The organism is Catenovulum agarivorans DS-2, from assembly GCF_000568405.1.
In the GTDB taxonomy this organism is placed as follows: domain Bacteria; phylum Pseudomonadota; class Gammaproteobacteria; order Enterobacterales; family Alteromonadaceae; genus Catenovulum; species Catenovulum agarivorans_A.
Map to the genome: position 1 here is coordinate 15,053 of NZ_ARZY01000025.1, position 26,159 is coordinate 41,211.

Annotated in this window: 31 protein-coding genes; 23 read left to right on the plus strand and 8 right to left on the minus strand. The window is 41.8% G+C overall.

All coding sequences use genetic code 11. From position 1 onward, the window contains the following. The first annotated feature begins 160 nt into the window (after positions 1-160). The 17 genes from rplN to rplQ all read left to right on the plus strand — a co-directional run bounded on the left by rplN (position 161) and on the right by rplQ (position 8,639). Entirely contained in the window at positions 161-529 is a 369-nt protein-coding gene (gene rplN / locus DS2_RS12975; protein ID WP_035015299.1) for a 50S ribosomal protein L14, read from the plus strand. 9 nt (positions 530-538) lie between these two features. After that, positions 539-853, plus strand: coding sequence for a 50S ribosomal protein L24 (gene rplX, locus DS2_RS12980; RefSeq protein ID WP_035015254.1), 315 nt, complete (start codon positions 539-541; stop codon positions 851-853). A gap of 19 nt (positions 854-872) precedes the next feature. Then, complete coding sequence (rplE, locus tag DS2_RS12985) at positions 873-1,409, plus strand: 50S ribosomal protein L5 (RefSeq protein ID WP_035015255.1); 537 nt, start codon at positions 873-875, stop codon at positions 1,407-1,409. Positions 1,410-1,419: 10 nt separating this feature from the next. Then, complete coding sequence (gene rpsN / locus DS2_RS12990; RefSeq protein ID WP_035015256.1) at positions 1,420-1,725, plus strand: 30S ribosomal protein S14; 306 nt, start codon at positions 1,420-1,422, stop codon at positions 1,723-1,725. Between the two features lie 26 nt (positions 1,726-1,751). After that, the gene (rpsH, locus tag DS2_RS12995) at positions 1,752-2,144 is read left to right on the plus strand and encodes a 30S ribosomal protein S8 (protein WP_035015257.1); all 393 of its coding nucleotides are present in this window, start codon (positions 1,752-1,754) and stop codon (positions 2,142-2,144) included. Between the two features lie 11 nt (positions 2,145-2,155). Beyond that, positions 2,156-2,689 carry a 50S ribosomal protein L6 gene (gene rplF, locus DS2_RS13000; protein ID WP_035015258.1) on the plus strand — a complete coding sequence of 178 codons (534 nt, stop codon included), beginning with the start codon at positions 2,156-2,158 and terminating at the stop codon, positions 2,687-2,689. Positions 2,690-2,698: 9 nt separating this feature from the next. After that, the gene (gene rplR, locus DS2_RS13005; protein WP_035015260.1) at positions 2,699-3,052 is read left to right on the plus strand and encodes a 50S ribosomal protein L18; all 354 of its coding nucleotides are present in this window, start codon (positions 2,699-2,701) and stop codon (positions 3,050-3,052) included. A gap of 9 nt (positions 3,053-3,061) precedes the next feature. Further along, the gene (gene rpsE, locus DS2_RS13010; protein WP_035015261.1) at positions 3,062-3,568 is read left to right on the plus strand and encodes a 30S ribosomal protein S5; all 507 of its coding nucleotides are present in this window, start codon (positions 3,062-3,064) and stop codon (positions 3,566-3,568) included. 5 nt (positions 3,569-3,573) lie between these two features. Continuing rightward, positions 3,574-3,756, plus strand: coding sequence for a 50S ribosomal protein L30 (gene rpmD / locus DS2_RS13015; protein WP_035015262.1), 183 nt, complete (start codon positions 3,574-3,576; stop codon positions 3,754-3,756). 3 nt (positions 3,757-3,759) lie between these two features. After that, positions 3,760-4,194: a 50S ribosomal protein L15 gene (gene rplO, locus DS2_RS13020; RefSeq protein ID WP_035015263.1), complete on the plus strand. Its 435-nt coding sequence runs from the start codon at positions 3,760-3,762 to the stop codon at positions 4,192-4,194. A 7-nt stretch (positions 4,195-4,201) separates the two neighbouring features. Continuing rightward, positions 4,202-5,530 carry a preprotein translocase subunit SecY gene (gene secY / locus DS2_RS13025; protein ID WP_016955055.1) on the plus strand — a complete coding sequence of 443 codons (1,329 nt, stop codon included), beginning with the start codon at positions 4,202-4,204 and terminating at the stop codon, positions 5,528-5,530. 26 nt (positions 5,531-5,556) lie between these two features. Next, the gene (rpmJ, locus tag DS2_RS20310; RefSeq protein WP_016955054.1) at positions 5,557-5,673 is read left to right on the plus strand and encodes a 50S ribosomal protein L36; all 117 of its coding nucleotides are present in this window, start codon (positions 5,557-5,559) and stop codon (positions 5,671-5,673) included. 100 nt (positions 5,674-5,773) lie between these two features. After that, positions 5,774-6,130 carry a 30S ribosomal protein S13 gene (gene rpsM, locus DS2_RS13030; protein ID WP_016955053.1) on the plus strand — a complete coding sequence of 119 codons (357 nt, stop codon included), beginning with the start codon at positions 5,774-5,776 and terminating at the stop codon, positions 6,128-6,130. 16 nt (positions 6,131-6,146) lie between these two features. Then, positions 6,147-6,539 (plus strand): 30S ribosomal protein S11, encoded by a 393-nt coding sequence (gene rpsK, locus DS2_RS13035; protein ID WP_016955052.1) that lies wholly within the window; start codon positions 6,147-6,149, stop codon positions 6,537-6,539. A gap of 29 nt (positions 6,540-6,568) precedes the next feature. Continuing rightward, positions 6,569-7,189: a 30S ribosomal protein S4 gene (gene rpsD, locus DS2_RS13040; protein ID WP_035015264.1), complete on the plus strand. Its 621-nt coding sequence runs from the start codon at positions 6,569-6,571 to the stop codon at positions 7,187-7,189. Positions 7,190-7,213: 24 nt separating this feature from the next. After that, complete coding sequence (locus DS2_RS13045; RefSeq protein ID WP_035015265.1) at positions 7,214-8,203, plus strand: DNA-directed RNA polymerase subunit alpha; 990 nt, start codon at positions 7,214-7,216, stop codon at positions 8,201-8,203. Positions 8,204-8,240: 37 nt separating this feature from the next. Then, positions 8,241-8,639, plus strand: a complete 399-nt coding sequence (gene rplQ / locus DS2_RS13050) for a 50S ribosomal protein L17 (protein ID WP_035015266.1) — start codon at positions 8,241-8,243, stop codon at positions 8,637-8,639. 81 nt (positions 8,640-8,720) lie between these two features. Here rplQ and DS2_RS13055 read toward each other — a convergent pair whose 3' ends face one another. Genes DS2_RS13055 through DS2_RS13065 form a run of 3 tightly spaced genes read right to left on the minus strand, consistent with a single transcriptional unit; the run spans position 8,721 to position 10,892 of the window. After that, positions 8,721-9,707: a glutathione S-transferase family protein gene (locus DS2_RS13055; protein ID WP_035015267.1), complete on the minus strand. Its 987-nt coding sequence runs from the start codon at positions 9,705-9,707 to the stop codon at positions 8,721-8,723. A gap of 17 nt (positions 9,708-9,724) precedes the next feature. Next, complete coding sequence (locus tag DS2_RS13060; protein ID WP_035015268.1) at positions 9,725-10,420, minus strand: pirin family protein; 696 nt, start codon at positions 10,418-10,420, stop codon at positions 9,725-9,727. Positions 10,421-10,448: 28 nt separating this feature from the next. Beyond that, positions 10,449-10,892 (minus strand): DoxX family protein, encoded by a 444-nt coding sequence (locus DS2_RS13065; RefSeq protein WP_035015269.1) that lies wholly within the window; start codon positions 10,890-10,892, stop codon positions 10,449-10,451. Between the two features lie 130 nt (positions 10,893-11,022). On the opposite strand from DS2_RS13065, the gene DS2_RS13070 reads away from it, so the two are divergent. Continuing rightward, positions 11,023-11,916: a LysR substrate-binding domain-containing protein gene (locus tag DS2_RS13070; RefSeq protein ID WP_035015270.1), complete on the plus strand. Its 894-nt coding sequence runs from the start codon at positions 11,023-11,025 to the stop codon at positions 11,914-11,916. Positions 11,917-11,998: 82 nt separating this feature from the next. Here the strand turns inward: DS2_RS13070 and DS2_RS13075 are convergent, their stop codons facing one another. Further along, positions 11,999-12,484, minus strand: a complete 486-nt coding sequence (locus tag DS2_RS13075; protein WP_035015271.1) for a VOC family protein — start codon at positions 12,482-12,484, stop codon at positions 11,999-12,001. Between the two features lie 118 nt (positions 12,485-12,602). On the opposite strand from DS2_RS13075, the gene DS2_RS13080 reads away from it, so the two are divergent. Beyond that, the gene (locus DS2_RS13080; protein WP_035015273.1) at positions 12,603-13,496 is read left to right on the plus strand and encodes a LysR family transcriptional regulator; all 894 of its coding nucleotides are present in this window, start codon (positions 12,603-12,605) and stop codon (positions 13,494-13,496) included. 24 nt (positions 13,497-13,520) lie between these two features. Here DS2_RS13080 and DS2_RS13085 read toward each other — a convergent pair whose 3' ends face one another. The 3 genes from DS2_RS13085 to DS2_RS13095 form a co-directional block, all read right to left on the minus strand. After that, positions 13,521-14,606, minus strand: coding sequence for an HDOD domain-containing protein (locus tag DS2_RS13085; protein WP_035015274.1), 1,086 nt, complete (start codon positions 14,604-14,606; stop codon positions 13,521-13,523). 188 nt (positions 14,607-14,794) lie between these two features. Then, a complete protein-coding gene (locus tag DS2_RS13090; RefSeq protein WP_035015275.1) occupies positions 14,795-15,853 on the minus strand; it encodes an AraC family transcriptional regulator in 1,059 nt (352 codons plus the stop codon). A gap of 5 nt (positions 15,854-15,858) precedes the next feature. Then, positions 15,859-16,740, minus strand: coding sequence for a GGDEF domain-containing protein (locus tag DS2_RS13095; protein ID WP_035015276.1), 882 nt, complete (start codon positions 16,738-16,740; stop codon positions 15,859-15,861). A 352-nt stretch (positions 16,741-17,092) separates the two neighbouring features. Between DS2_RS13095 and DS2_RS13100 the strand changes: the two genes are divergently transcribed. The 4 genes from DS2_RS13100 to katG all read left to right on the plus strand — a co-directional run bounded on the left by DS2_RS13100 (position 17,093) and on the right by katG (position 25,238). Then, on the plus strand, positions 17,093-19,786 hold the full coding sequence (locus tag DS2_RS13100; RefSeq protein WP_035015277.1) for a TonB-dependent receptor: 2,694 nt from the start codon (positions 17,093-17,095) through the stop codon (positions 19,784-19,786). Further along, complete coding sequence (locus tag DS2_RS13105; RefSeq protein WP_035015279.1) at positions 19,786-20,766, plus strand: purple acid phosphatase family protein; 981 nt, start codon at positions 19,786-19,788, stop codon at positions 20,764-20,766. The genes DS2_RS13100 and DS2_RS13105 overlap by 1 nt, the downstream gene beginning before the upstream one ends. A gap of 67 nt (positions 20,767-20,833) precedes the next feature. Continuing rightward, positions 20,834-22,843, plus strand: coding sequence for a phytase (locus tag DS2_RS13110; RefSeq protein WP_035015280.1), 2,010 nt, complete (start codon positions 20,834-20,836; stop codon positions 22,841-22,843). Between the two features lie 223 nt (positions 22,844-23,066). Then, a complete protein-coding gene (gene katG, locus DS2_RS13115; RefSeq protein ID WP_035015281.1) occupies positions 23,067-25,238 on the plus strand; it encodes a catalase/peroxidase HPI in 2,172 nt (723 codons plus the stop codon). 191 nt (positions 25,239-25,429) lie between these two features. Here katG and DS2_RS13120 read toward each other — a convergent pair whose 3' ends face one another. Then, entirely contained in the window at positions 25,430-26,071 is a 642-nt protein-coding gene (locus DS2_RS13120; RefSeq protein WP_051479861.1) for a response regulator, read from the minus strand. Positions 26,072-26,159 lie beyond the last annotated feature (88 nt).

Genomic DNA, 26,159 nt, shown 5'->3' on the forward strand with positions numbered 1-26,159 from the left:
TAATTACCTTAGCTTAAATAAATTTCGAAAATGACCGGTACCTTTTTGGTTCCGGTCATTTTTTTATCTATGATTTTTAAAAACATGTGGTATAATGCCGCGCCCTTAAGGCAGCCAGGCCTAAAAGTGGGTGTTTTTTTTAATAGAAGCGGAGCACGAAATGATCCAAATGCAAACAATGCTAGACGTTGCTGACAATAGCGGCGCTCGTAGCGTTCAATGTATCAAGGTTCTAGGTGGATCGCACCGCCGTTACGCAGGTGTAGGCGACATCATTAAAGTTACCGTTAAGGAAGCAAATCCTCGCGGTAAAGTTAAGAAAGGTGACGTATACAACGCGGTGGTCGTTCGCACCAGAAAAGGCGTTCGTCGTCAAGATGGTTCTTTGATCCGTTTTGATGGTAATGCTGCAGTACTTTTAAATACACAGCATGCGCCAATCGGTACACGTATCTTTGGTCCAGTAACGCGTGAACTACGTACAGAAAAGTTCATGAAAATCGTTTCTCTGGCGCCAGAGGTTCTATAGGAGCTTATTATGGCAGCAAAGATTCGTAGTAATGACCAAGTCATTGTAATCGCCGGTAAAGATAAAGGTAAAACTGGTAAAGTTTTATCTGTTTTAACGAGCGAAGATAAAGTAGTTGTTGAAGGTATCAACATGGTTAAAAAAGCAGTTCGTCCTAACCCAAATACGGGTGAGCAAGGCGGATTGGTTGACCGTGAAGCACCTTTACATGTTTCTAATGTAGCGATCTTCAACCCAGCAACGGGTAAAGCGGATCGTGTAGGTTTTCGTGTGGAAGACGAAAAGAAAGTTCGTTTCTTTAAGTCTAACAACGAATTAATCTAATTTTGTTTGGAGTATAACGATGGCGAAACTGCATGATTTTTATAAAGATACAGTTGTTGCTGAATTGACCAAACAGTTCAGTTACAAAAGTATCATGCAAGTCCCTCGGATCGAAAAGATCACCCTTAATATGGGTGTGGGCGAAGCGATTGCAGACAAAAAAGCTTTAGAATTTGCAGTAGCTGATTTAACAGCTATCGCAGGTCAAAAGCCAGTTGTATGTAAAGCTCGCAAGTCTGTAGCAGGCTTTAAAATCCGTGAAGGATATCCAATTGGTTGTAAAGTAACTCTACGTGGCGAGCGTATGTGGGAATTCTTAGAGCGTTTGATTTCCATTGCCATCCCACGTATCCGTGACTTCCGTGGCTTACCGTCTAAATTAGATGGCCGCGGTAATTATAGCATGGGTGTACGCGAGCAAATTATCTTCCCAGAAATCGACTATGATAAAGTCGACAAAGTACGCGGTATGGATATTACTATCACTACCTCTGCGGGTTCTGACGAGGAAGGTCGTGCGTTGCTGGCTGCCTTTAACTTCCCGTTTAAGAAATAGGTGTAGGGTTATGGCTAAACAATCAATGAAAGCACGTGAAGCAAAACGTGCAAAGTTAGTTGCAAAGTATGCTGACAAACGTGCAGCATTAAAAGCGACAATCAGCGACGTAAATGTTTCTGAAGAAGAGCGTTGGGCAGCAGTTTTAGAATTGCAAGGTCTTCCGCGTGATTCAGCTCGTTCACGTCAGCGTAATCGCTGTAACGTAACTGGTCGTCCGCATGGTTATTTACGTAAATTCGGCTTAAGCCGTATCAAATTACGTGAAGCTTGCATGCGTGGTGAAATCCCTGGACTTAGAAAAGCAAGCTGGTAAGCGGCTACAGACTGGAGTAACGAATTATGAGCATGCAAGATCCTATCGCGGATATGTTCACCCGCATTCGTAATGGTCAAGCTGCACGTAAAGTGGCTGTGACTATGCCTTCATCAAAACTTAAAGTGTCTATCGCTGAAGTTTTAAAAGCTGAAGGTTTTATCGAAAATTATGCGGTAACTGGTGACGTGAAGAAAGAACTTGAAGTCACGTTAAAGTATTTCAATGGCAAAGAAGTAATCGAGTCTATTTCTCGAGTTAGCCGTCCTGGTCTTCGTATTTATAAGAAGGCTAACGAATTACCTAAAGTTATGGGTGGTTTGGGCGTAGCTATCGTTTCTACTTCTAAAGGCATCATGTCAGATCGTGCAGCGCGTAAAGCGGGCATGGGTGGCGAAGTCATCGGTTACGTAGCGTAAGGAGAAATATTATGTCTCGAGTAGGTAAGTCTCCTATCGCTATCCCTGCAGGCGTTGAAGTAAAGATTGCAGGTCAAGACGTAACAGTTAAGGGTGCTAACGGTCAATTAAGTTTGAGCGTCAACCCAGCTGTTGAAGTTGTTTTTGAAGAGAATGTTTTACGCACTGTGCCTCGCGAAGGCTTTGACGGTGCACAAGCACAAACTGGTACTGCACGTGCTTTGCTTAATAACATCGTAACTGGTGTGAGCAAAGGTTTTGAGCGTAAGTTACAGTTAATCGGTGTTGGTTACCGTGCTGCTGCAAAAGGTAAAACATTAAACTTAACTCTAGGTTTCTCTCACCCAGTTGATTATGCGGTGCCAGAAGGCATCACAATTGAAACCCCTAGCCAAACTGAAATTTTGGTTAAAGGTGCTGACAAGCAATTGGTTGGTCAAGTAGCGGCAAACATCCGCGCTTATCGTCCACCAGAGCCTTATAAAGGTAAAGGTGTACGCTACGCAGATGAAGTTGTTCTACGTAAAGAAGCTAAGAAAAAGTAGGGTAATACGATGGATAAGAAAGCATCTCGTTTACGTCGTGCAACTCGTGCACGCGCAAAAATTAGAGAATTGGGTGCCAACAGATTGGTCGTTCACCGTACACCACGCCACATCTACGCGCAATTAATCGCGCCAGCTGGTGGTGAGGTATTGGCTTCTGCTTCTACAGTAGAAAAGACCATTCGCGAAAGCATCAAATATACTGGCAATGTTGAAGCTGCTAAATTAATCGGTAAAACAATTGCAGAACGTGCAATTGAAAAAGGTGTAACTAAAGTTGCATTTGACCGTAGCGGTTTCCAATATCACGGTCGCATTCAAGCATTAGCTGATGCAGCTCGTGAAGCTGGCTTACAATTCTAGGGGTAAACAATGGCTAATAATGCAGAAGTTAAAAACAACCCAGAGTTGTCTGAAAAACTAATCGCTGTTAACCGCGTTTCTAAAGTGGTTAAAGGTGGTCGTATCTTCAGCTTCACAGCTTTGACTGTGGTAGGTGATGGTAACGGTCGCGTTGGCTTTGGTTACGGTAAAGCTCGTGAAGTTCCTGCTGCTATTCAAAAAGCAATGGAACAAGCGCGTCGTAACATGGTTACTGTACAGTTGAAAGGTCAGACGTTACAACACCCAATCAAGGGTCGTCACTCTGGTTCGAAAGTATACATGCAGCCAGCATCAGAAGGTACAGGTATCATCGCTGGTGGTGCTATGCGTGCAGTTTTAGAAGTTGCAGGCGTACAAAACGTACTTTCTAAGTGCTATGGCTCAACCAATCCAATTAACGTAGTTCGCGCTACAATCAACGCTTTGGCTGATATGAAGTCTCCAGCTCAAGTAGCTGCTAAGCGTGGTTTGAGCGTTGAAGAGATTCTGGGGTAAACATCATGGCTGGTAAAACTGTAAAAGTGACTCAAGTCAAAAGTTCTATCGGACGTTTACCTAAGCATAAAGCAACGTTACGTGGTTTAGGTTTACGTAAGATTAATCACACTGTTGAATTAGAAGATACTCCTTCAGTTCGCGGCATGATTAATCAGGTATATTATATGGTAAAGGTGGAGGATTAATACATGTATTTAAATACTCTTAGTCCTGCTCCTGGTGCAAAAACCAATAAAAAACGTGTTGGTCGTGGTATCGGTTCTGGTTTAGGTAAAACAGGTGGCCGTGGTCACAAAGGTCAGAAGTCACGTTCAGGTGGTTCTGTTAAGCCAGGATTTGAAGGCGGTCAAATGCCAATTCAGCGTCGTTTGCCGAAGTTTGGTTTCACATCACGCAAATCTTTAGTTTCAGATCAAGTAACTTTGACTGAAATCGCTAAAGTTGAGGGTGATGTAGTAGACTTAGCTTCTTTAAAAGCGGCTGGTTTGGTGAAGAAGCATATTGAGGCAGTTAAGGTTTTAAAATCTGGTGCTGTAGCTCGCGCTCTAACTGTAAAAGGTTTAGGCGTGACTAAAGGTGCACGTGAAGCGATTGAAGCTGCCGGTGGTAAAATCGAGGAATAATTGATCCATGGCTAAACCAGGACTGGAATTTAACAGCACGCAAGGCGGACTTTCGGAATTAAAACGTCGCTTATGGTTCTTATTTGGAGCTTTAGTGATTTTCCGAGCTGGTTCATATGTACCTATCCCAGGTATTGACCCAACCGTACTTGCACAGTTGTTCGAGCAACAAAAAGACACCGTGTTAGCAATGTTTAACATGTTCTCAGGTGGTGCACTTGAGCGCGCGTCAGTGTTAGCATTGGGTATTATGCCGTACATTACTGCATCTATTATTATGCAGCTGATGACCCATATTCACCCTACTTTTCAAGAGTTGAAAAAGGAAGGCGAGGCAGGTCGCAAAAAAATCAGTCAGTACACTCGATACGGAACGCTGTTGTTAGCGATTGCCCAGTCCACCACAATAGCCAATAGCCTGCCGAACATGGTTCCAGGCTTAGTGATTGATCCTGGCTTTACTTTTTACTTCACAGCTGTTGTGAGTTTGGTTACCGGTACCATGTTCTTAATGTGGTTGGGTGAGCAAATTACTGAACGCGGTATAGGCAATGGTATCTCTATGATTATCTTTGCTGGTATCGTTGCCGGTCTTCCAACAGCTATCGGCCAGACTGCTGAACAGGCACGTCAGGGCGAGTTACCTCTGATTCTATTGTTAATCATAGGTATTATTGTTTGTGCGGTAACTTATTTTGTTGTGTTTGTTGAGCGTGGTCAGCGTCGTATCGTTGTAAACTATGCAAAACAGCAACGTGGTCGTAAAGTTTTTGCGGCTCAAAGTACCCATTTACCACTAAAAGTAAATATGGCGGGTGTAATTCCACCAATTTTTGCTTCTAGTATTATGTTGTTTCCAGGTACAATAGCGACTTGGTTTGGCCAAAGTGACAGTGCATTTGCAGAAGCAATTGCTCAAATAGCCATAGTGCTATCACCAGGACAACCTTTGTATATGATGTTGTACGCTGCTGCGATTATATTCTTCTGCTTCTTTTATACAGCATTGGTATTTAATCCAAGAGAAACTGCAGACAACTTGAAAAAGTCTGGTGCATTCATTCCGGGTATTCGCCCAGGTGAACAAACATCACGATATATTGATAAAGTTATGACCCGCTTAACGTTAGCTGGCGCACTTTACATCACCTTCGTATGTTTAGTTCCAGAGTTTATGATGGTATTTTGGAATGTTCAGTTCTATTTTGGCGGAACATCCTTATTAATCATAGTTGTTGTAATAATGGACTTTATGGCACAAGTGCAAACACACCTGATGTCTAGTCAGTACGAATCTGTGCTGAAGAAGGCTAACTTAAAGGGTTATGGCCGATAGGCCAAACCCATTAACGGAGTTGGAAAATGAAAGTTCGTGCATCTGTTAAAACCATTTGTCGTAACTGTAAAGTTATCAAAAGACATGGGGTTGTTCGTGTGATTTGTTCATCAGATCCTAAGCACAAACAACGTCAAGGTTAAAAAATCGGACGAAATTCGTCTTTTTATTTGAAATCTAGTCTCGGCTTGAGTATCCTTACGGGCTTTTCGGCTGAGGCTAATAAAATTAGGAGTGCGTTAAATGGCCCGTATAGCTGGCATTAACATTCCTCTACACAAGCACACGGTAATTGGTTTAACATCAATTTACGGTGTTGGTAAAACCCGTGCAAAAGCAATTTGTGCTGCATCTGGTATTGCTGAGAACACTAAGATTAAAGACTTAGATGAAGCTCAGTTAGACCTGCTTCGTGAAGAGGTAGCAAAGTTCACCGTTGAGGGTGATTTGCGTCGTGAAGTTTCAATGAATATCAAGCGCTTGATGGACTTAGGTTGTTTCCGTGGTCTACGTCATCGTCGTAGCTTGCCTGTTCGCGGTCAAAGAACGAAGACTAACGCTCGTACGCGTAAAGGTCCTCGTAAACCTATTAAGAAATAAGTAGGAGAAGTGAATAATGGCTAAAGCTCCAGCACGTAGCACGCGTAAGCGCGCAAAACGTCAAGTTGCAGACGGTATGGCTCATATCCATGCGTCTTTCAACAATACAATCGTAACTATTACTGATCGCCAAGGTAACGCTTTATCTTGGGCTACTTCAGGTGGTTCAGGTTTCCGTGGTTCACGTAAATCTACTCCATTTGCTGCACAGGTTGCTGCTGAAAGAGCAGGTGTTGCTGCTCAAGAGTATGGTTTAAAGAATTTGGAAGTATTTGTAAATGGTCCAGGTCCAGGCCGTGAGTCTGCGATCCGTGCATTAAATGCAACTGGATACAAAATTACAAATATTACTGACGTAACGCCGATTCCTCATAACGGCTGTCGTCCACCTAAGAAACGTCGCGTTTAATTGTGTTCCTCTGATAACGGAGAAGAAAGATGGCAAGATATATAGGGCCAAAACTGAAGCTCAGTCGTCGTGAAGGAACAGACTTGTTCTTAAAAAGCGGCGTTCGAGCAATCGATTCAAAATGTAATATCGAAACAGCACCTGGTCAACATGGTGCACGTCGTGGTCGTTTATCTGACTACGGTTTACAGTTACGTGAAAAGCAAAAAGTACGTCGTATCTACGGTGTATTAGAAAAGCAATTCCGTAACTATTATAAAGAAGCTGCACGTTTAAAAGGTAACACAGGTGAAAACTTGTTAGCCCTATTAGAAAAACGTCTAGATAACGTTGTTTATCGTATGGGTTATGCTTCAACTCGTGCAGAAGCTCGTCAATTGGTTAGTCACAAAGCAATTACTGTTAACGGCCAAGTTGTTAACATTCCGTCTTTTTCTGTTAAACCAGAAGACGTGGTTGCAGTTCGTGAGAAAGCTAAGAAACAAGCACGTATTCAATCTGCATTAGAGTTGGCTGGTCAACGTGAAAAGCCAACTTGGTTAGAAGTGGATGCAGAGAAGAAAGAAGGTGTCTTCAAGCGTTTACCTGAGCGTAGCGACTTGTCAGCAGACATCAACGAACAGCTAATTGTTGAACTTTACTCTAAGTAAAGTTAATAAAATAGAGAGGAAACGATGCAGGGTTCTGTTACTGAGTTCCTTAAACCGAGATTGGTAGATATCGAGAGTCTTGGTCCTTTTCGTGCAAAAGTGACCTTGGAGCCGATGGAACGCGGTTTTGGTCATACATTGGGAAATGCGTTAAGACGTATATTATTGTCTTCAATGCCTGGTGCTGCGGTTACCGAAGTGGAAATCGACGGTGTATTACACGAATACAGTACCAAAGAAGGTGTGATAGAAGACGTAATTGAAATATTGCTTAATTTAAAAGGTTTAGCCGTCCGAATCGAAGAGAAAGACGAAGCGACACTTACTTTAAGTAAAAAAGGTGCGGGCCCTGTTACTGCAGCTGATATCACTCACGATGGTGATGTGGAGATCAAAAACCCGGATCATGTCATTTGTAACTTAACTGGTGACGCAGAATTAAACATGCGCATCAAAGTTCAGAAAGGACGTGGCTATGTTCCGGCTTCTGCTCGTCGTTCCTCTGAAGAAGATGATCGTCCAATTGGCCGTTTGTTGGTTGATGCGTCGTTCAGCCCAGTAGAGCGTATCGCTTATGCGGTAGAGTCTGCACGTGTTGAACAGCGTACTGACCTTGACAAGTTGGTCATTGATATGGAGACGAATGGTACGATTGAGCCTGAAGAAGCAATTCGCAGGGCTGCAACCATCTTAGCTGAGCAGCTAGATGCGTTCGTAGAATTACGTGATGTATCTGAGCCTGAGCGCAAAGAAGAAAAACCTGAATTCGATCCAATTCTGTTAAGACCAGTTGACGATCTTGAATTAACTGTACGTTCTGCTAACTGCTTAAAAGCAGAGCAGATCCAATACATTGGTGATCTTGTTCAGCGTACTGAGGTTGAGTTGTTAAAAACTCCTAACCTTGGTAAGAAGTCGCTTACTGAAATTAAAGACGTTTTGGCCTCTCGTGGCTTGTCTTTAGGTATGCGTCTTGAAAACTGGCCTCCAGCCAGTATCGCTGAAAAAGACTAACCCTGTTCTACATAGTTATTGGTAGAAGGATAGCATTATGCGTCATCGTAAAAGTGGCCGTCAGCTCAACCGAAACAGCAGTCATCGCAGTGCAATGTTTAGCAACATGGCGGGCTCTTTAGTTCGTCACGAAGTAATTAAAACAACATTGCCAAAAGCGAAAGAATTGCGTCGTGTAATTGAGCCGCTAATTACTTTAGCAAAAAAAGACAGTGTAGCGAATCGTCGTTTAGCTTTCGCACGAACTCGTGATAAAGAAGTTGTTGGTAAATTGTTTAGCGAAATTGGTCCTCGTTACCAAGAGCGCCCAGGTGGATACACTCGCATTTTAAAATGTGGTTTCCGCGCTGGTGACAACGCACCTATGGCTTACATCGAGTTAGTAGACCGCCCAGCGGTTGAAGAAGCTGAAGAAGCTACAGAAGCAGCTGAATAAGATATTATATCCAGATGCAACACAAAAGGGCGCTTAGGCGCCCTTTTTGTATTTTCAATCCAACTATTTCTAATAGTTTACTTAATTACCCTGAACTACTGTACGGTCGTGTTCGCGGGTATAGTCAATCTCCGGCCCGGCTGGCACAATTTGTGTTGGATTAATCTGCCTGTGGCTAAAATAATAATGGCGTTTAATATGGTTAAAGTTAACCGTCTCAGCGATACCCGGATGCTGATATAAGGCTCGAATATAGTTCGAAATGTTTGGGTACAGCTCTAACGGCTTTTTATTACATTTAAAGTGGCCGAAGTAAACACTGTCGAAACGAATGAGCGTGGTAAATAAACGCCAGTCAGCCTCAGTTAAATTATCGCCAACTAAATAGGCTTGTCGTGCTAGTAGCGCTTCAACCTCGTCCAATGCATTAAACAGGTTGTTATAAGCTTGCTCATATGCCACCTGGGTGGTTGCAAAACCAGCTTTATATACACCGTTATTGATGTTGTGATAAACCAAATCATTGATCTGGTTTATTTGTTTACTTAGCTCAGCTGGATAGTAGTCATTAGTATTTCCTGTTAAGTGGTTAAAAGCACTGTTGAACATGCGAATAATTTCTGACGATTCGTTACTGACAATACACTGTTGTTTTTTGTCCCATAACACTGGTACTGTGACTCGGCCTGTGTAATTAGGATCATGACGTGTATATATTTGGTGCATATATTCTGAATTAAACAAATGATCACCACTACTCATGGCTGCTTGATCAAATGACCAGCCGTTGTCGAGCATGTCAGGGCTAACAACAGAAATTGAGATGTGGTTTTCTAGCTGCTTTAGTTTCCTGAAAATTAACGTTCTATGCGCCCAAGGACAGGCTAATGACACATAGAGGTGGTATCGATTCGATTCAGCCTTAAAGCCAGATTTGCCTGTGGGACCGGCTGAACCATCAGCCGTTACCCAATTGCGTAACGGCGCCTCCTCTCGTTTAAATTTACCTTGATTGCTTTTGGTGTCATACCATTTGTTATGCCAGACACCATCCACCAACAAACCCATACTGTCCTCCTCGTCTATTATGGCAACTCAAAAATTAACGCAGTTGCATTAGCATTGTGGTGGTTGGTGAAGTCTAATTTACTTTCACCAGTTACCTTGCCACCGTCACCTTGACTTAAGGTTATACCCGCTAAACCAAGTTTTCCGTTCACTATATGTACATAAATTTTTCTAGCTAAAGTCGATTGAAACTGAAAGTTTTGGTCTGGCTGTAGTATTAATTGATGTAATTTAGCATCTTGTTTAATCTTTAAACTCCCATCTTGCCCATCGGGCGTCACAATGGTGGTTAAACCAAGTTGCTGGCCAAAATCTTTTTGCTGATAATCTGGCTCCCCACCAAAAGTATTCGGCTCAATCCAAATTTGTAAAAAGCGCAAATCTTCGGTAGCAGACGCATTGTATTCGCTATGCAAAATACCTTTACCCGCAGACATAAGTTGAAATTCACCCGCAGGTAAAGTTTGCACATTGCCAGCACTGTCTTTGTGTTGAATGCTGCCTTGTAAAACATAACTGATGATTTCCATATCTTTATGACCATGTGTGTCAAAACCTGCCGCGGGCTTAACCACGTCATCATTAATAACTCTAAGTGCTGAAAAGCCCATATGCTTTGGGTCGTAATAGTGGCCAAATGAAAAAGTATGGCGGCTATCTAACCAACCAAATGACGCTTTGCCGCGCTCGCTAGACTTACGAACTGAAATCATAATCGTTTCTCCTAAATCAAGCTGGCGATTAAGCCAGCTTTTTCGCTAAAATTTGGTCAACTGCAGCTTTACCTGAGCCTGAAAGTACTAACGAAACACTTGCAGCTAATAACGCTAACCCAAACTCATAACCATTGTTGGCCATAAACAAGCCGTTGGCAAAGTGCACTGAAAATATTGCAATAACCATAGTAAAGGCGAGAGCAGCGGCCGCAGGACGAGTTAACAATCCCAGTAAAATAAATAAACCACCAAAAAACTCAGCACTACCTGCCAATAACGCCATTAAAAAGCCAGGTGCTAAACCAATAGATTCCATCCAACCGCCTGTGCCATCTAGACCATAACCGCCAAACCAGCCAAATAATTTTTGAGCGCCATGAGCGATAAAAATAATACCGACTGGTACACGTAGAGCTAAAGTTGAATAACCTGCAGTAGATGTTGATAATTTTTGAATTAAAGCTTTCATTGTTATATACCTCTTAATATTAACTTTAAAGTGACAATCACTCGTTGAAATTAAGTATAGGTATGCTAACTTCAATAGAAAATCGGAACATTTTGAAGGGTTAGTTCAAATATTTTGAATAAATGAAGATATGTACCAAGCAATCACTTTAGATGCACTTAAAGCGCTTGACGCGATAGACAAAAAAGGTAGTTTTGCTGCGGCAGCTGAGTCTTTATACAAAGTACCATCGACGTTAACTTATACCATTAAAAAGCTTGAAGAGGATATTGGTGCACCTTTGTTTGATAGATCTAAACAAAGAGCCATACTAACCCCCGCAGGTAAATTGGTGCTGGAACACGGCCGGCAAATACTGCATGCTGCAAATAAAATGGTCGATGCCGTTGCACAATTAGAGTCGGGTTGGGAAAAACAATTGCGCATAGCGCGCGACACTGTGGTACCTCAAGATAAGCTGTTTCAACTACTTGGTGAATTTACTCAACTACCACAAAATGTTGATGTTTCTATTAGTGTGGAGTCGTTAGGCGGCGGTTGGGATGCGTTACATAGTAAACGCGCTGATATTGTGATTGGTGCATCCGGCGATTTACCCAAAGGGTTATTTCACACCTATAAAATGGCTGAAATAACATTTGTATTTGCCGTACCACCGTCGCACCCGTTAGCGGTAATCGAAGAGACCATTGATGCTGAACATTTACGCCAATACCCATCTATTGTTGTCGCTGACACATCACAGCTGTTACCGAGCAGAGACAGCGGGTTATTTAGCAGCAAACAAGTCATTCGGGTCAATAACATGGATGCCAAACTGCAAGCGCAGCTGCAGGGCATTGGCATTGGTTTCTTACCACTGCATTATGCTAGACCCTACTTAGACAGTGGTGAATTAGTCCAAAAGCCTTGCGCCATTCCTAGAGGAAAGCATGCGCTATATATAGCCTGGAACAAAGGGCAGGACGGCAAGGCTTTTGAATGGTTTATCGATAAGTTGTGTAAGTTGGATTGGGAAATATGATTATGCTGCGATGCAAGCGCAAAGGTGTGGAAGTTTTATTGTTAGTTGCGCAGCCCAAATCTATTTGAGCTGCGGTATTACTTTATTCATAATCCGTTGCATAAGTTTCTTCATAACTATGCGAATAAAGTTCAAATAAATTACCAAATGGGTCTTCTAAATACACCATTTTGGCTGGTTTATTGTCATCGTCTGGGTGGTAGCGCATGACATCCATACGTACTTTGCCACCGTATTCTTCGGTTTTGCGCATCACAGTTTCAAAATCACCTGTTTGTAAGCAGAAATGAAAAATACCAAGTCGAGAAAAGTCTAAGTCGTGGCGTTCAGCACGATGTTTCATTTCAAATAATTCAACACCTATACCATCTGTTGTCACCATATGGGCGATATTAAAACTATCGAAACCTTCACCAAAAACGGCGATGCACATACGGCCGATAGCGGTTTTGCGCTCTTCAATTATTTTTGTATTGTTCATAATCAGCCGAAGGCCAAGCACTTGTGTATAAAACTCAACTGCTTGGTCCATATCACCAACCATAATGCCAACATGATTCATTTTCATAAAATACTCCTGAGTTTTGGTTACATATTCAAACTAGAAGGTAATGTTATGGTATTAGGTTTATTAATTTAAATTATCATTTATAATTGAATTGATAATAAAAAATTATGGTTTTTGTATGCTCAATCCTGTTTGGTTAAATACATTTAAAACTCTGGTGGATACTGGCCACTTTACTAAAGCAGCCGAAAAATTATTTATGACCCAGCCGGGTGTTAGTCAGCATATACGTAAACTTGAAGAGGCTTGTGGTGCGCAGTTAATTAGACGAGAGAAAAAACGTTTTGATGTAACTGAACAAGGCAAGTTGTTGTATAAGTATGCTGAAGAATTGGTCAAAAACGAGCAGGCTTTTCTTGAACAACTCCTTGGTGATAGCCCGGTTCGAGGCCAATGTTCGTTAGCATGCTCTGGCTCTGTCGCGCTTCTGCTGTACCCCAAATTGCTCGATTTGCAGTTACAGTACCCTGAGCTAACCATTAAATTAAAAGCCGCGCCTAATCAGCAGGTCTTGGCTGAAATAAAACAAGGTGACATCGATATTGGAATTGTTACCCATGTACCTGACTCAGCTTGGTTTAGCGTGGAAAAAATAGCGCAAGATGAGCTCTGCTTAGTTTTGCCAGCACAACAAGAAATTGTGCAGTTAGAGCAAGCCCATTTGTTGCAGCTAGGATTGGTTGCACATCCTGATGCTGAACATTATTTAGCCTTGTACTTAGCCCAATGCCATGAAGAAAATTTCGCAAATTTAGACTTTAATCAATTGCCTATTGCAACCTATATCAACCAAATTAGCCAAATTCTCTTGCCTGTGTCTAAAGGGCTTGGGTTTACTGTGTTGCCAAAAAGTGCGGTAGATAGTTTTGCCGACAAACATTTATTACAAGTCTACAAACCAAAAAGGCCAGTAGTTGAAAACTTGTATAAAGTTAAAAAGAAAAATCACCAATTGCCAGCAAGGTATAATACGCTTGATTCTGCCATAGTGGATTTATGGCAGAACAGTTAACCTAAAGCTCTGGTTATGTAGGGGTTATTCGTCGCTCTGTTTATTCTTTTCAATTTCACCTAATACGTCATATAACAAAGTAGATGCTTCGGGTGAAATTAACTTTTGGTTGGCGTATCTAATACATATATCTGATGACAGTAATTCAGCTTGGCAGATACATTCAAGCTGGCTAATGGTTGAACCTTGGCTAACAAACGCGGCAATAGAATCGTAACTCATATACACACGCTTGGGGTCTTCTAACGCATCAACTAAAGCCTTAGGCAAATTCCAGTGTTTTGCTATTGATAAAATCAATTCGCTGCCACGTTGACGCATAATCGCTTTGATATAAAACGAGTTAGGTTGAACACCTGCATTAACAACTTTGTACGCATCTATCACCAGCTGGAAAATTATCATTTTTCCCAATTGATTAATTAAACCCGCTAAAAAGGCAAGATTGCCCGCTTGTGGGTTTAATTCTTCAGTCGCGAGTTGTTTTGCAAATAAAGCTGATTGTTGTGCATGCTCCCATAAGTTTTCACCAAACGACTGAAAGTAACTGGCCTCGGCTGGATTAAAGCGTTTAATAAAGCTCATTAACACACATTCTTTTATGCCGTTAGCACCAAGTTGAACAAATGCGCTTTTTAAGCCCGCGACAGGTTTTTCAGAACGGCGAAACATTGGTGAATTAGCTAAGGCTAGAATTGCCGCTGAAACAGCTGGCTCTTGTTTGATGAGATTTAGCAATGTTTGAGTATTGAAGTCGTCACTATTCATCATAGAGATCATAGTGGCGACAGAATGTGGCATTGCTGGCAGCTCATTAAGAATGCTATCAGGCTGGGCGAGTAATTTATCCACTTGGTTGTAGATGGTTTGTTCCATCTCAGTCATTTGCGATTGTGGTTCACTCGCACCCAATAAATAATCGTAAAACGCAGTGTCGACTGCATGTTGCAGTTTACTATCGACTAACTGGCTATTGTGGTCTTTAGTTAAATCAAGCTGTGCAGAGAAGCGAAAATTATCGCTCACAGCGGATTGCCCAGTTGCCATCTCAGTCGATCGCGACTGACTAGCTTTGTTGGTAAAAATGTTTTTCAGTAAGCGAATAAACATGGTGGCCTTAATTTATACGGAATTGTCAACTCACTAGAATAATTACATAACCTGAATTCTGGATACATCTAGTACATTAAGCATGGCAGGCTTTCATGACATTTCAAATCAATTTGAAGGGTACTTGTTTCCATGCTGGCTGTCGGCCATACAATGGGGCGATTATTGTAGGTATTACTGACACTTAGTCAATATTCACTCAATTGATTGAGATTATTCAGATAAGTACTTTTATAACCACTTGGTGTCATATTAAACCAGCGTTTAAACGCCCGTCGAAAGTTAGCTAAGTCGTTGAACCCAAGTTTGTTGGCGAGTTGTTCGTTGGTATAGCTTTGGTATCTCAACCAATGAATAACTTTTTCTTTTTGCTGTTGGTCTTGTATGGCTAAAAAGCGTGTTTTATGTTGTTTTAATTTTCGCTTCAAACTCGCAGGGCTCATATCTAACCTTAATGCAAGTTCCTCGAGCGTTAGGCTGCGGTTTTTGCGGATCATGTTACGAATCTGCTGTAAAAAAGGCTGAGCGACGGATGTTTGTGCAAGTTGCTGCATCGCCAGTTGCTGTTTTATCGGGCTAGTAAATCTAAAATTTTGCTTTAATTTGGTTTTATCTATACTAACCACATCAGCGAGTTGATCAAATGCTAGGTTAAAGCCCAAGTTTTCTTCGTATTCTTGAATATACCTTGGTCGATTATGCTTAAATTGATAGTGCATTTTTATTTTACTATTGGTTAAGTACTTAATACAGCTAGTAAGTGCGGTTAACACTACTTCGAGCAGATATATATACTGTTCTTCGGTTAAGCCTATCGCATCGTAAAAATATAAGTGCAGCTGTTGCTGGCTTGTGCGTAATTCACAGCCAATAAATGGATTGATTAAACTCTGGTAATGGGCAAACACCTTCAATAATTCAGCCAAATTTGTGGCGTGCTGTAGCGCTTGAGAAAATGCGCCATATTGCCCAGGTAACAGGCGCTGCCCGAGTAGAAAGCTTGAATCATAACCCGTGATATATTGTTTGGTTTTGTCTAACAATTTTATGACTTGTTCTGGGCTCGTGAGTTGCTTTCCCGCTGCTCCTTCTGCGGTTAAATCTTGTAAAAATATACCACTGCCACGCAATATTTTTTCAGGGTAGACTCCGCGTGATAGCGCTAAATCGATAATGCTAGTTGGCAAATGTTGCAACGGTAAACATTTGCTATCGGCATATATAACTGGCGTGGCAAATTTGCTCATTCAGCTTATTTTTCCAAAGCTAAATTAACTTGGCGAATGACTTGTTCAAACTGTTGCGCTGGTTCAGACAGCACCACAGCTGTGGCAATTTTGTGGTAAACGGCTTTGTTATTGCCGTTGGGTTTAAATGCTAGAGATTTAACCGCTTGTTGAATTTGTTCGCAAACTTCCTGTGCTTCGGCTAGTTCGGTATTGGGCATAACAATTATAAAACGATCACCTGCATAACGGCAGGCTAAGTCTGCCGTGCGCAAATTCATCACAATCAAATCGGCTACTTCACGCAGCAGTCTGTCACCGTCTTGTGTAGAATACCTGCGGTTAAACTCAGCAAAATTGCGAATATCTAACATCGCCAGTGCATAATTTTGTTGCTCGGCGATTAACTGACTTAAATGGTCACGCATATAGTCAGCACTATACAATTGGGTAATATAGTCTATTTGGCTATGCTCGCGGTAAAAGGCTTCGCGGCGGCTCAGTTGTTGGTGTAGTTTAAGTTGTTCGTGGTGCCATTGGTATAAACCCCAAGTCATTAATACCATACCAACTAGCGCGGGGAGTGACTCTATCCAATACAACCAAAACTCTTTGCTTGGATAGCTGACAAATTCGTCGGTTAAATCGAGCAAACTTGAGCATAAAAAGCAGGTTAGCCCGATAGACAATAAATAGGTCACTTTACCAGCTGGGCGACTGGCAAGCAGAAAAAACAACCACACAGCTGTCATAACAAATATGCCACCTTCACCTAATACATCTAACCAGTCGGTCGTTTGCCCACTTTTCAATTGACCTTGAGTAAATACGGCTGCTAGTAATGCCCCGACAGTTATAAAAATAGCGGCAACAATTTTGTAGTGCCGTTTTAAAAATAAAAAATCCATAACGAATGTTTGATTTTGCTGAGCTTAAGTTATTTGCTGCAGAAACTAACTTAAACTGCGGTGAGTTAAAAGGGTCAATTTGGCTCAGCCAATTTAGTCCAAAGCCTGTTGTTTTTGCTTGATTAGAACTGTTTTTATCAAAGATTTATTTTAATTTGTTGATTTTTATGATTTTTGTTTGGGGTGGTATCAGGTCAAATTCACTGGCAATGGCCATTGTAATGGGCGATTAACTCGGCTAAATGACCTGTTGTCATAAAACTTTCACAGCAAAGTTTGCCGAACACTTTTTAAATGCGCACAAATTGATTGTTTGATTCACTGTTTAATACATTTATGGAACGCGCTAAAAATGAGCAAAAAATATTGTAATAAACTCGCGCTAACAACTGCAATTGCTGCTGCATTAACTTCGGTTTCAGCAACTGCAGGTGGGTTAGTTGGTAAAGTAACTGATGCAAATGGTTCACAGTTATACAAGGGAGCTAAAGTCAGCATAGCTGAGCTAGATTTGGTTACTACAACAGACCAATCAGGTGTTTATCGTTTCGCCAATTTGCCCGCAGGCGAATACAAAGTGGTTGTTGAATATATAGGTGCAGGCAGCAGCGAAACAACTGTAACTGTTAACCAAACCGGGACGGTTGAACAAAACCTGATGTTTGCAGACCAAGCGCAATTAGAAGACATAGTAGTTTACGCACAGCGTGCTGGCCAAGCGGGGGCAATTAACGCGCAGAAAAACGCTGATAGCATTAAGTCGATAGTCTCGGCTGATGCCATTGGCCAATTTCCAGACCAAAATGTTTCTGAAGCTTTGCAACGTTTACCAGGTATGTTTATTGAGCGTGACCAAGGTGAAGGGCGTTTTGTTGGTATTCGTGGTATCGATCCTAACTTAAATAATGTGACTATTAATGGTTTAAATGTGCCGTCTCCTGAGTCGGGTGTGCGCTCGGTTGCATTAGATGTGATCCCATCAAACTTAGTGGGTGGCTTAGAAGTTTCCAAATCGGTAACACCGGATATGGACGCTGACGCAATTGGTGGTTCAATTGAAGTTAAAAGCCTAAGTGGTTTTGACCGCGCGCAACAAAGCATAACTTTTTCTGCTGAAATGGCGCAAAATCAATTGCGCGATAGCAACAGCCCAAAAGTATCGGCAAGTTACACTGATATTTTTGATGATACTTTTGCCGTAGCTGCAGCACTTTCATATTCAGACCGTGAATTTGGTTCAGACAATATTGAGAGTAATGGTGATGATGAAATTGAACAAAGATTTTATGCAATTACTCGCGAACGTATTGGTGCTGCAGTGAACTTAGATTATCGCCCAGATTTTAATAACCAATATTTTGTGCGCACATTATTCAGTGAATTTAGTGATGACGAATATCGCTTAAGCAATACCTTTGTATTTGACGACGAAGGTGAAATTGAGCGTGCGACCAAAGACAGAAAAGAAACTCAGCAAATTATCAGCTTAACTGCAGGTGGCGAACACCAAGTAGATAGCCTCACGGTTAACTACCAACTGGGTTATTCAAAAGCGGAAGAAGAAAATCCTAACGCTTTGTATTATACCCTTAAAGGTGAAGGACTAACCTTTGATTCTAACATGCAAGGACAAATTCCTCAGATCACCCAAGGTGCAAATGTCGCTGATTTTACCAATTATGAATTAGACGAAGTATCAGACGAAAGTGAATTTGCTCAAGACGAAGAGAGTAGCTTTAAACTAGACCTAACGAAAAAACTATTGGCCGCGGGTACAGCTTATGAATTTAAAAGCGGTATAAAGCTGCGCCAACGTGAAAAAACTGCACGCGCAATCATAGATATATATGATGATGGTTTTGATGCGTTTACCCCAACAGATTTTGCAACCGCAACACCTGATTGGTCGTTAGGCGATTTTGGCCCAGGTTTAAATAGACAAGCATTGCGTAACTTCACCAAACAAAATAAAGCTGGTTTTGAAAAAGTTGAGTTAGATTCAGATTTAGAATCACAAGGTGCTAGTTACACTATTAACGAAGATATCTTTGCCACTTATGCCATGGTTAGCGCTGATTTTGGCAAACTCAATGTGGTTGCTGGTGTTCGTTACGAACAAACAGATTTTTCGACTCAGGGCGCCAAAGTTGAGTTGGTAGAAGATGAGCAAAATGATGTTGAAGAAGTACAAAACACCCCTTGGTCAACAGAAGAGAGTTACAGCAAATTGTTGCCAAGCATCAACTTGCGTTATGAGCTATCTGACAAATTAATTGCCCGTGCTGCTTACACTCAAACTTTAGCTCGTCCTAAATTTGAAGATGTTGGTGCTTATCAAATTATTGAAAGTTCAACTGAAGAAAACGACGACGGTGAGTTTGAAACAGAGCGCGAAGCCGAAGCCGGTAACCCAAGCTTAAAACCATATTTTGCTGACAACTTCGACTTGTCACTTGAATATTACCCAGGCCATATTGGGGTATTGTCGGCGGGTTACTTCCATAAATCAATCGACAACTTTGTTATTGTGGTTGATGTCGCAGGCACTAGCGAATGGCAAGGTTACGATGAAGTATTCCAACCAATTAATGGTCAAAGTGCTAAATTACACGGTGTTGAACTTGCTTGGGTTAAAAGCTTTGATTCAGGTTTGTTGTTGGCTGCCAATGCCACTTTGACAGATTCAGAAGCAACCACAATTGTTGATGGTGAGGTATTTGAAACTCAGCTACCTAACCAGTCAGATACTATTGCTAACTTCACACTCGGTTTTGAAAACGATACGGTAAGTTTGCGTTTAACCAGCGTATACAAAAGCAAAAATCTAGAAGAAATTGATGACGGTATGCTGCGTTATGAAGATGCACACACCCAACTTGATTTCAGTGGTAAGTACTACATTAACCAACAAACGCATATTTACTTTAATGCGGTCAATATTAACGACGAGCCAATGTACCACTATTTTGATAATCGCAATCAAAATGCGCAGTACGAGACATACGGCCGTACCTTCCAACTTGGTTTTAGCTGGGCGTCGTTCTAATGATTAAGTGGTTATTAATTGCAGTAACTTGTTTGACAGCGCCAGTGGCGCTGTCGAATCAAGTGTTTAAAGATGAAACTTGGTATCAACAAAATTTAATTGCTGATCTTAAAGTTGACGAACAGGCGTTAAACTTTTTGGTTGTGGGTGATTGGGGTCGCAATGGCCACTTTCAACAAAAAGCCGTAGCTGAACAAATGGATAATTTAATGTATTGGCTGGATGGCGAGTTTATTTTGTCGACTGGCGATAATTTCTATCCAGATGGCGTGGCGAGCGTAAATGATCCGTATTTGCAGTCGTCGTACGAAGATATTTATTCCGGCCCTCATTTATTTGAGCCTTGGTATTTAGTGTTAGGCAACCACGATTACCGCGGCAATGTGCAAGCGCAAATAGACTACACCCAAGTCAGTCAGCGCTGGAATATGCCTGCTCGTTATTACAGCAAGCGTATGCAGCTAAATGATTCGAACGATACTTTGTTGTTGATATTTTTAGATACCAGTCCGTTTGAAGATAAATATTACGTTGAAGACAAATACTTGCCAGTGCGTTCGCAAAACAGTCAGCAACAACTTAACTGGTTTGAACAGCAACTGAAAGGCGCAGATGACAGATGGATTATTGTAATTGGTCATCATCCTATGTATTCCAGTGGTAAACGTTATGGCAAAACCGACTCGGTTAGACACAAATTAGAGCCGTTAATGGAAAAGTATCAGGTAAATGCGTATTTCGCAGGCCATGAGCATGATTTGCAACACAACCAACCGCAAGGCACAACCGTCCACCATTTTATCTCGGGTGCAGGCTCTGCCGTGCGTCATGTTAAACCACGCGAATTCACTCAATTTGCTAAAGCAACCGCTGGGGTTACCGCAGTGTCGCTTAAGCAAAACTCAATGTTAATTCAAATGGTTAGTGCCGAAGGACAAATCTTGTATAGCAAAGATATACCACATCCGGCGACCAAGTAATTCACACCCTGCAATTAGCCATATGTTTGGCTAATTGCCCGCAAGAATTTAGTAAGAGTAATAAAACATGCAATATTTCCATCAGCTTACCCACAACAAATTAGCTAAGGTTTCGGTTGTTATCACAGCTGCCGTTTTCGCGTTAGCTGCTTGTCAATCGAGCATAGAAACAACAGCCCATTCTGCTGTTCAAGCATTAGCAAAAGCGCCACAGCAAATTTTTCAGCACGATAAATTAAATGGGCAGAAGGTTATTCAGCTTAACCAAGATACTTGGGTAGCCAACAGCGAAAATTTCGGATTAATGTTAATTAATCAACAAGGCAAAATGGTACAAAACTATGCGGGTAACTTTGAGTCGTTAGATATTCGTCAATTAGACAACAAAACTTGGTTTGTCAGCAGTGTTGATAAAGAAGCAGGGCAGTTTTTGTTGTTTAAAGTCGTGCTAGCTGCTAACGCGCAAACGCATAAGATCACTTTGTTAAATACCATTAAACCTGAAGCGAGCGTGATTGATAACCAATGTTTAGCCTATCAAAATGGCCAGCTAAGCAGCTTTTGGTTAACTGCTCAGCAGCAAGTTGAACAACGTATTGTTTATCTTAATCAGCCAAATGCGCAACCAAGCAATGTTCTAGTGCGCAGTTTTTCAGCTCCTCCAGGCGCTAGTGCTTGTGTAGTCGACGATGTTAAACAACAAGTATATGTAGCTGAAGAAAGCGCTGGCGTATGGGCGTATCCGACCAATCCCGAAAAAGAGTTGTCGCGCACACCGATTGCCTTAGTTGCACCGTTTGGTCAAATTGACGGTGAAATTAAAGACATCAGTTTATTAATTGATGGAAGCTTGTTAGTTGCATTACCAGAAGCTGAGCAAATTCAACATTACCAGACTGATAATAGTAGCCACTTAGCGCAAGTGTATTCAGTTGCCGGTTTTACAATTGAAAGTATAGATGCGCAACAAACTGCGGATAATAAATGGCTAGCCAATTTTTATGATGATGAATCGGGCGCTTATTATTCGATAGAATTGCCACTTATGGTCGCAGATAAAAGCATTGCTAAACAAGGCGCATCACAACTAACTGCTGATATGCAAACTGCACCTGTTGCACGTTTTGGTGATGCAGCGGACGACCCGGAAGTTTGGTTAAACCCAAACAATGGCGCTGACAGCTTAATTTTAACCACGGATAAAAGGTATGGTTTAAACGTTTACAACTTAGCCGGTGAATTGGTTGAGACAATAGCATCAGGCCGTATTAACAATATTGATATTAGCTACGGCGCTGAGTTTAACGGCGACAAATTTGATTTTGCCACAGCCAGTAACCGTACGTATAACAGCATTACCATGTATAAAATCTCTCACACTGGCGTCATTTCTGAGTTAGCGAATTTGCCAACTAGCCTGCCGGATGTATATGGTTTGTGCCAATATCAGTCACCGATAACTGGAGATTATTTTGTTTTTATTAATGATGAAAGTGGTATTTATCATCAATACCAGTTGGACTTTTCTACTAATCAAGTAACAGGCAAGTTAGTACGTGAGTTTAAAGTGGCGAGCCAACCTGAAGGATGCGTGGCTGATGCACAAACACAAACTTTGTATCTAGGTGAAGAAGATTGGGGCATTTGGACTATAGGTGCTGAGCCTGATGCTGGCACAAGATTAGCGCCATTTTATCAAGTAGATGGTGATGTATTGGTCGATGATGTTGAGGGTTTGTCTTTGTATTTACCTAACAAGAGCGCAGCAAAAAATCGCTCTGAAAAATACTTGGTTGCATCTAGCCAAGGTGATGATAGTTATGTTGTATTTGATTTAGCTAAAAATGCCAGTCGAGGCCATGTTGTGGCTAAATTTAATATTGTCGCTGATGTGCAAAAGGGCATTGACGGTGCGTCGGAAACTGATGGTTTAGCTGTTATTGCTGCGCCATTAGGCGATTTGTATCCATTAGGTGCTTTGGTTGTGCAAGATGGTCGCAATATTATGCCGGTGCAGCCGCAGAACTTTAAGTTGGTTGATTGGCGTAAAATTAGTGGTTTGATTATAAAGCAGTAGGATGATCCCTAGCCAAGGATGGCACAACACCTTCTGTACCTAGTCCCCAATTTCCAAACACCCAATCTGATATTTTGAGCGCTGAAAACACTCAGCAATTTCAAATTTTCGATTGCAGCAACCGTTTTTATCAATTGGCTGTAACCTGATCTTTTTACTATAACTATACGTAACACTCTGGCATGCACAGTGCCTTTTTTAACAACAATACGGAGAGTTAAATATGTCAGCAAGTAAATGTCCATTTCACCAAGCTGCAGGTGGCGGTACAACGAATCAAGACTGGTGGCCAAACCGATTAAAGTTAGAAATTCTTCACCAACAATCCGCTAAATCCAACCCAATGGAAAGCGATTTTAATTACGCACAAGCATTTAACGCCATTAACTACGAAGCACTAAAAAAAGACTTAACTGATTTAATGACCGACTCGCAAGACTGGTGGCCTGCAGACTTTGGTCATTATGGTGGTTTATTTATTCGTATGGCGTGGCACAGTGCTGGGACCTACCGAATTGGTGATGGGCGCGGTGGTTCAGGTACGGGTAGTCAGAGATTTGCACCATTAAACAGTTGGCCAGACAATGGCAATTTGGATAAAGCTCGCCGTTTATTGTGGCCGATTAAACAAAAATATGGTGATGCGATTTCTTGGGCTGATTTAATGATCTTAGCTGGCAACGTCGCGCTTGAATCTATGGGCTTTAAGACCTTTGGTTTTGCTGGTGGTCGCGAAGACATATGGGAGCCTGAGTTAGATATATATTGGGGTAACGAAACCGACTGGTTAACCGACAAACGTTATACTGGTGATCGTGACTTAGAAAACCCTTTAGCAGCAGTGTTAATGGGCTTGATTTATGTAAATCCTGAAGGGCCAGATGGTAACCCAGACCCAGTTTTAGCCGCCAAAGACATCCGTGAAACCTTTGCGCGTATGGCAATGGATGATGAAGAAACGGTTGCGTTAATAGCCGGTGGACATACCTTTGGTAAAACGCATGGTGCAGGTGACGCTGCCAACGTAGGTGTTGAGCCTGAAGGTGCAAATATCGAAGAGCAAGGCTTTGGTTGGATGAGTACTCACAAATCAGGTAAAGGTGCAGATGCCATTACCAGTGGTTTGGAAGTGACTTGGACAGAAACGCCAACCCAGTGGAGCAATAATTTTTTTGAAAATTTGTTTAAATACGACTGGGAGTTAACGAAAAGCCCAGCTGGTGCTCATCAGTGGGTCGCTAAAGATGCTGATGACGTGATTCCAGATGCATTCGATGCAAATAAAAAGCAAAAGCCGACTATGTTAACGACTGACTTGTCGTTGCGATTCGACCCTGCGTACGAAAAAATATCGCGTCGTTTTTTACAAAAACCAGACGAGTTTGCCGATGCATTTGCCCGTGCTTGGTTTAAATTAACCCACAGAGATATGGGGCCAAAAGCTCGCTATTTAGGCCCAGAAGTACCTGCTGAAGATTTGTTATGGCAAGACCCATTGCCTGCAGCAAAATATGCACCGTTATCTGAACAGGCTATCATCGAATTAAAAAATAAAATCGGTGCAAGCGGTTTGTCTGTCGGTGAGTTGGTTGCAACAGCATGGTCGAGCGCTGCAACTTTCCGTGGTTCAGATATGCGAGGTGGTGCTAATGGTGCTCGTGTTCGCTTAGCTCCACAAAAAGACTGGCAAGCAAATAACCCGCAACGTTTGGCTAAAGTTTTAGCTGTGTTAGAGGCCATTCAAACTGAATTTAACCAAGCGCAAACGGGTGATAATGGTGTGTCATTAGCTGATTTGATTGTGCTCGCAGGTAATGTTGGTATTGAGCAAGCCGCCAGTAAAGCAGGGCACTCAGTTTCAGTTCCCTTTACACCGGGTCGAGTTGACGCAGAACAATCGCAAACTGATATTGACTCATTCGAGCCCTTAGAGCCAAAAGCAGATGGTTTCGTTAACTACTTGAAAAAGCAGTATGCAGTACCAGCTGAGCACATTTTAGTTGACCGAGCGCAGCTCTTAACGCTAACTGCACCTGAAATGACTGCGTTAGTCGGTGGTTTGCGTGTATTGGGGACAAACAGTGATGGCAGCAACCACGGTGTGTTTACCAATAATGTTGGCAGTTTAACTAACGACTTTTTTGTCAATTTGTTGGATATGAGCACACAGTGGAAACCAACCTCTAACGATGCACAAACTTTTGAAGGCAAAGACCGCAAAACAGGAGCCGTCAAATGGACCGGCACTCGGGTTGATTTAGTTTTTGGTTCAAACTCACAATTGCGGGCAATTGCTGAGGTATATGCGTCAGCTGGCAATCAAACTAAGTTTGTAAATGACTTTGTTAAAGCTTGGACTAAAGTGATGAATGCCGATAGATTTGATGTCGCATAATCAAACTTTTGTTTGAAACGTTCGATTTAAAACAGCGCCAATGGCGCTGTTTTGTGCAACTTATTACTCTATTGTAGCGTTGGCAGTTCGAATAGTTCAGGTAGCTGAGCAAATGTTTTGTACAGGCGTAGTAGTATCTTAGTTAAGGGTTAATAGGTTTGTTTGCCCCAAGGATCCCCCATGAACGAGGGTTACTTGGCGTTTATCAAACCTAGATTAATCGCTTTAATTGTTGCTTCAGCGCGCGTGTTAACCTGCAACTTGCGGTAAACCTCTTTGAGGTAGCCAGCTGCCGTATTGTAACTAATACCAAGCAACTCAGCTGCGTGCTTTACACTGAGTCCCTTTGCGGCAAGTGTTAACATGTCGGTTTCTCGTTGAGTTAAGACAATTTGTTCTTCTTTGTTTGGATGAAACTGTTCCAATAGAAAACGAGCAATGGAGGCAGAAAGTGGTGGGCGCCCATCCAGAATCCCCGCTAGCTGATTGATAAAATCACTTTCAGTGTCATCTTTAAGCAAATACCCATCGGCTCCAGCACGCAAAGCTTCGATAAGGTGTTCGGCATCGTCAAATATGGTTGTAACAACGCAAAGTGCATTTGGTTGTGTTGTTTTATATGCTTTAATAAAGCTACTACCGTTTCCGTCAGGTAATCCTAGATCAACCAAAACAAGATCGTAAGTTTGCAACGATGCAGCTTTGTTGGCCATTGCCAAAGTATCGGCATGATCTATTGGTCTTTCTGGTAATAAAGCACTCACTTGCGCATGTAACCAGAACGAAACTTCTGGAATGTCTTCAATAATTAATATTTTTTGAATCTCGTTCATTGACACATTCCTAGATATTTACAGACGTTAATTTTAAGAGTAATAATAAAATAGCTGCCTTACAACTATTCGTTCAACCCCCAAAATA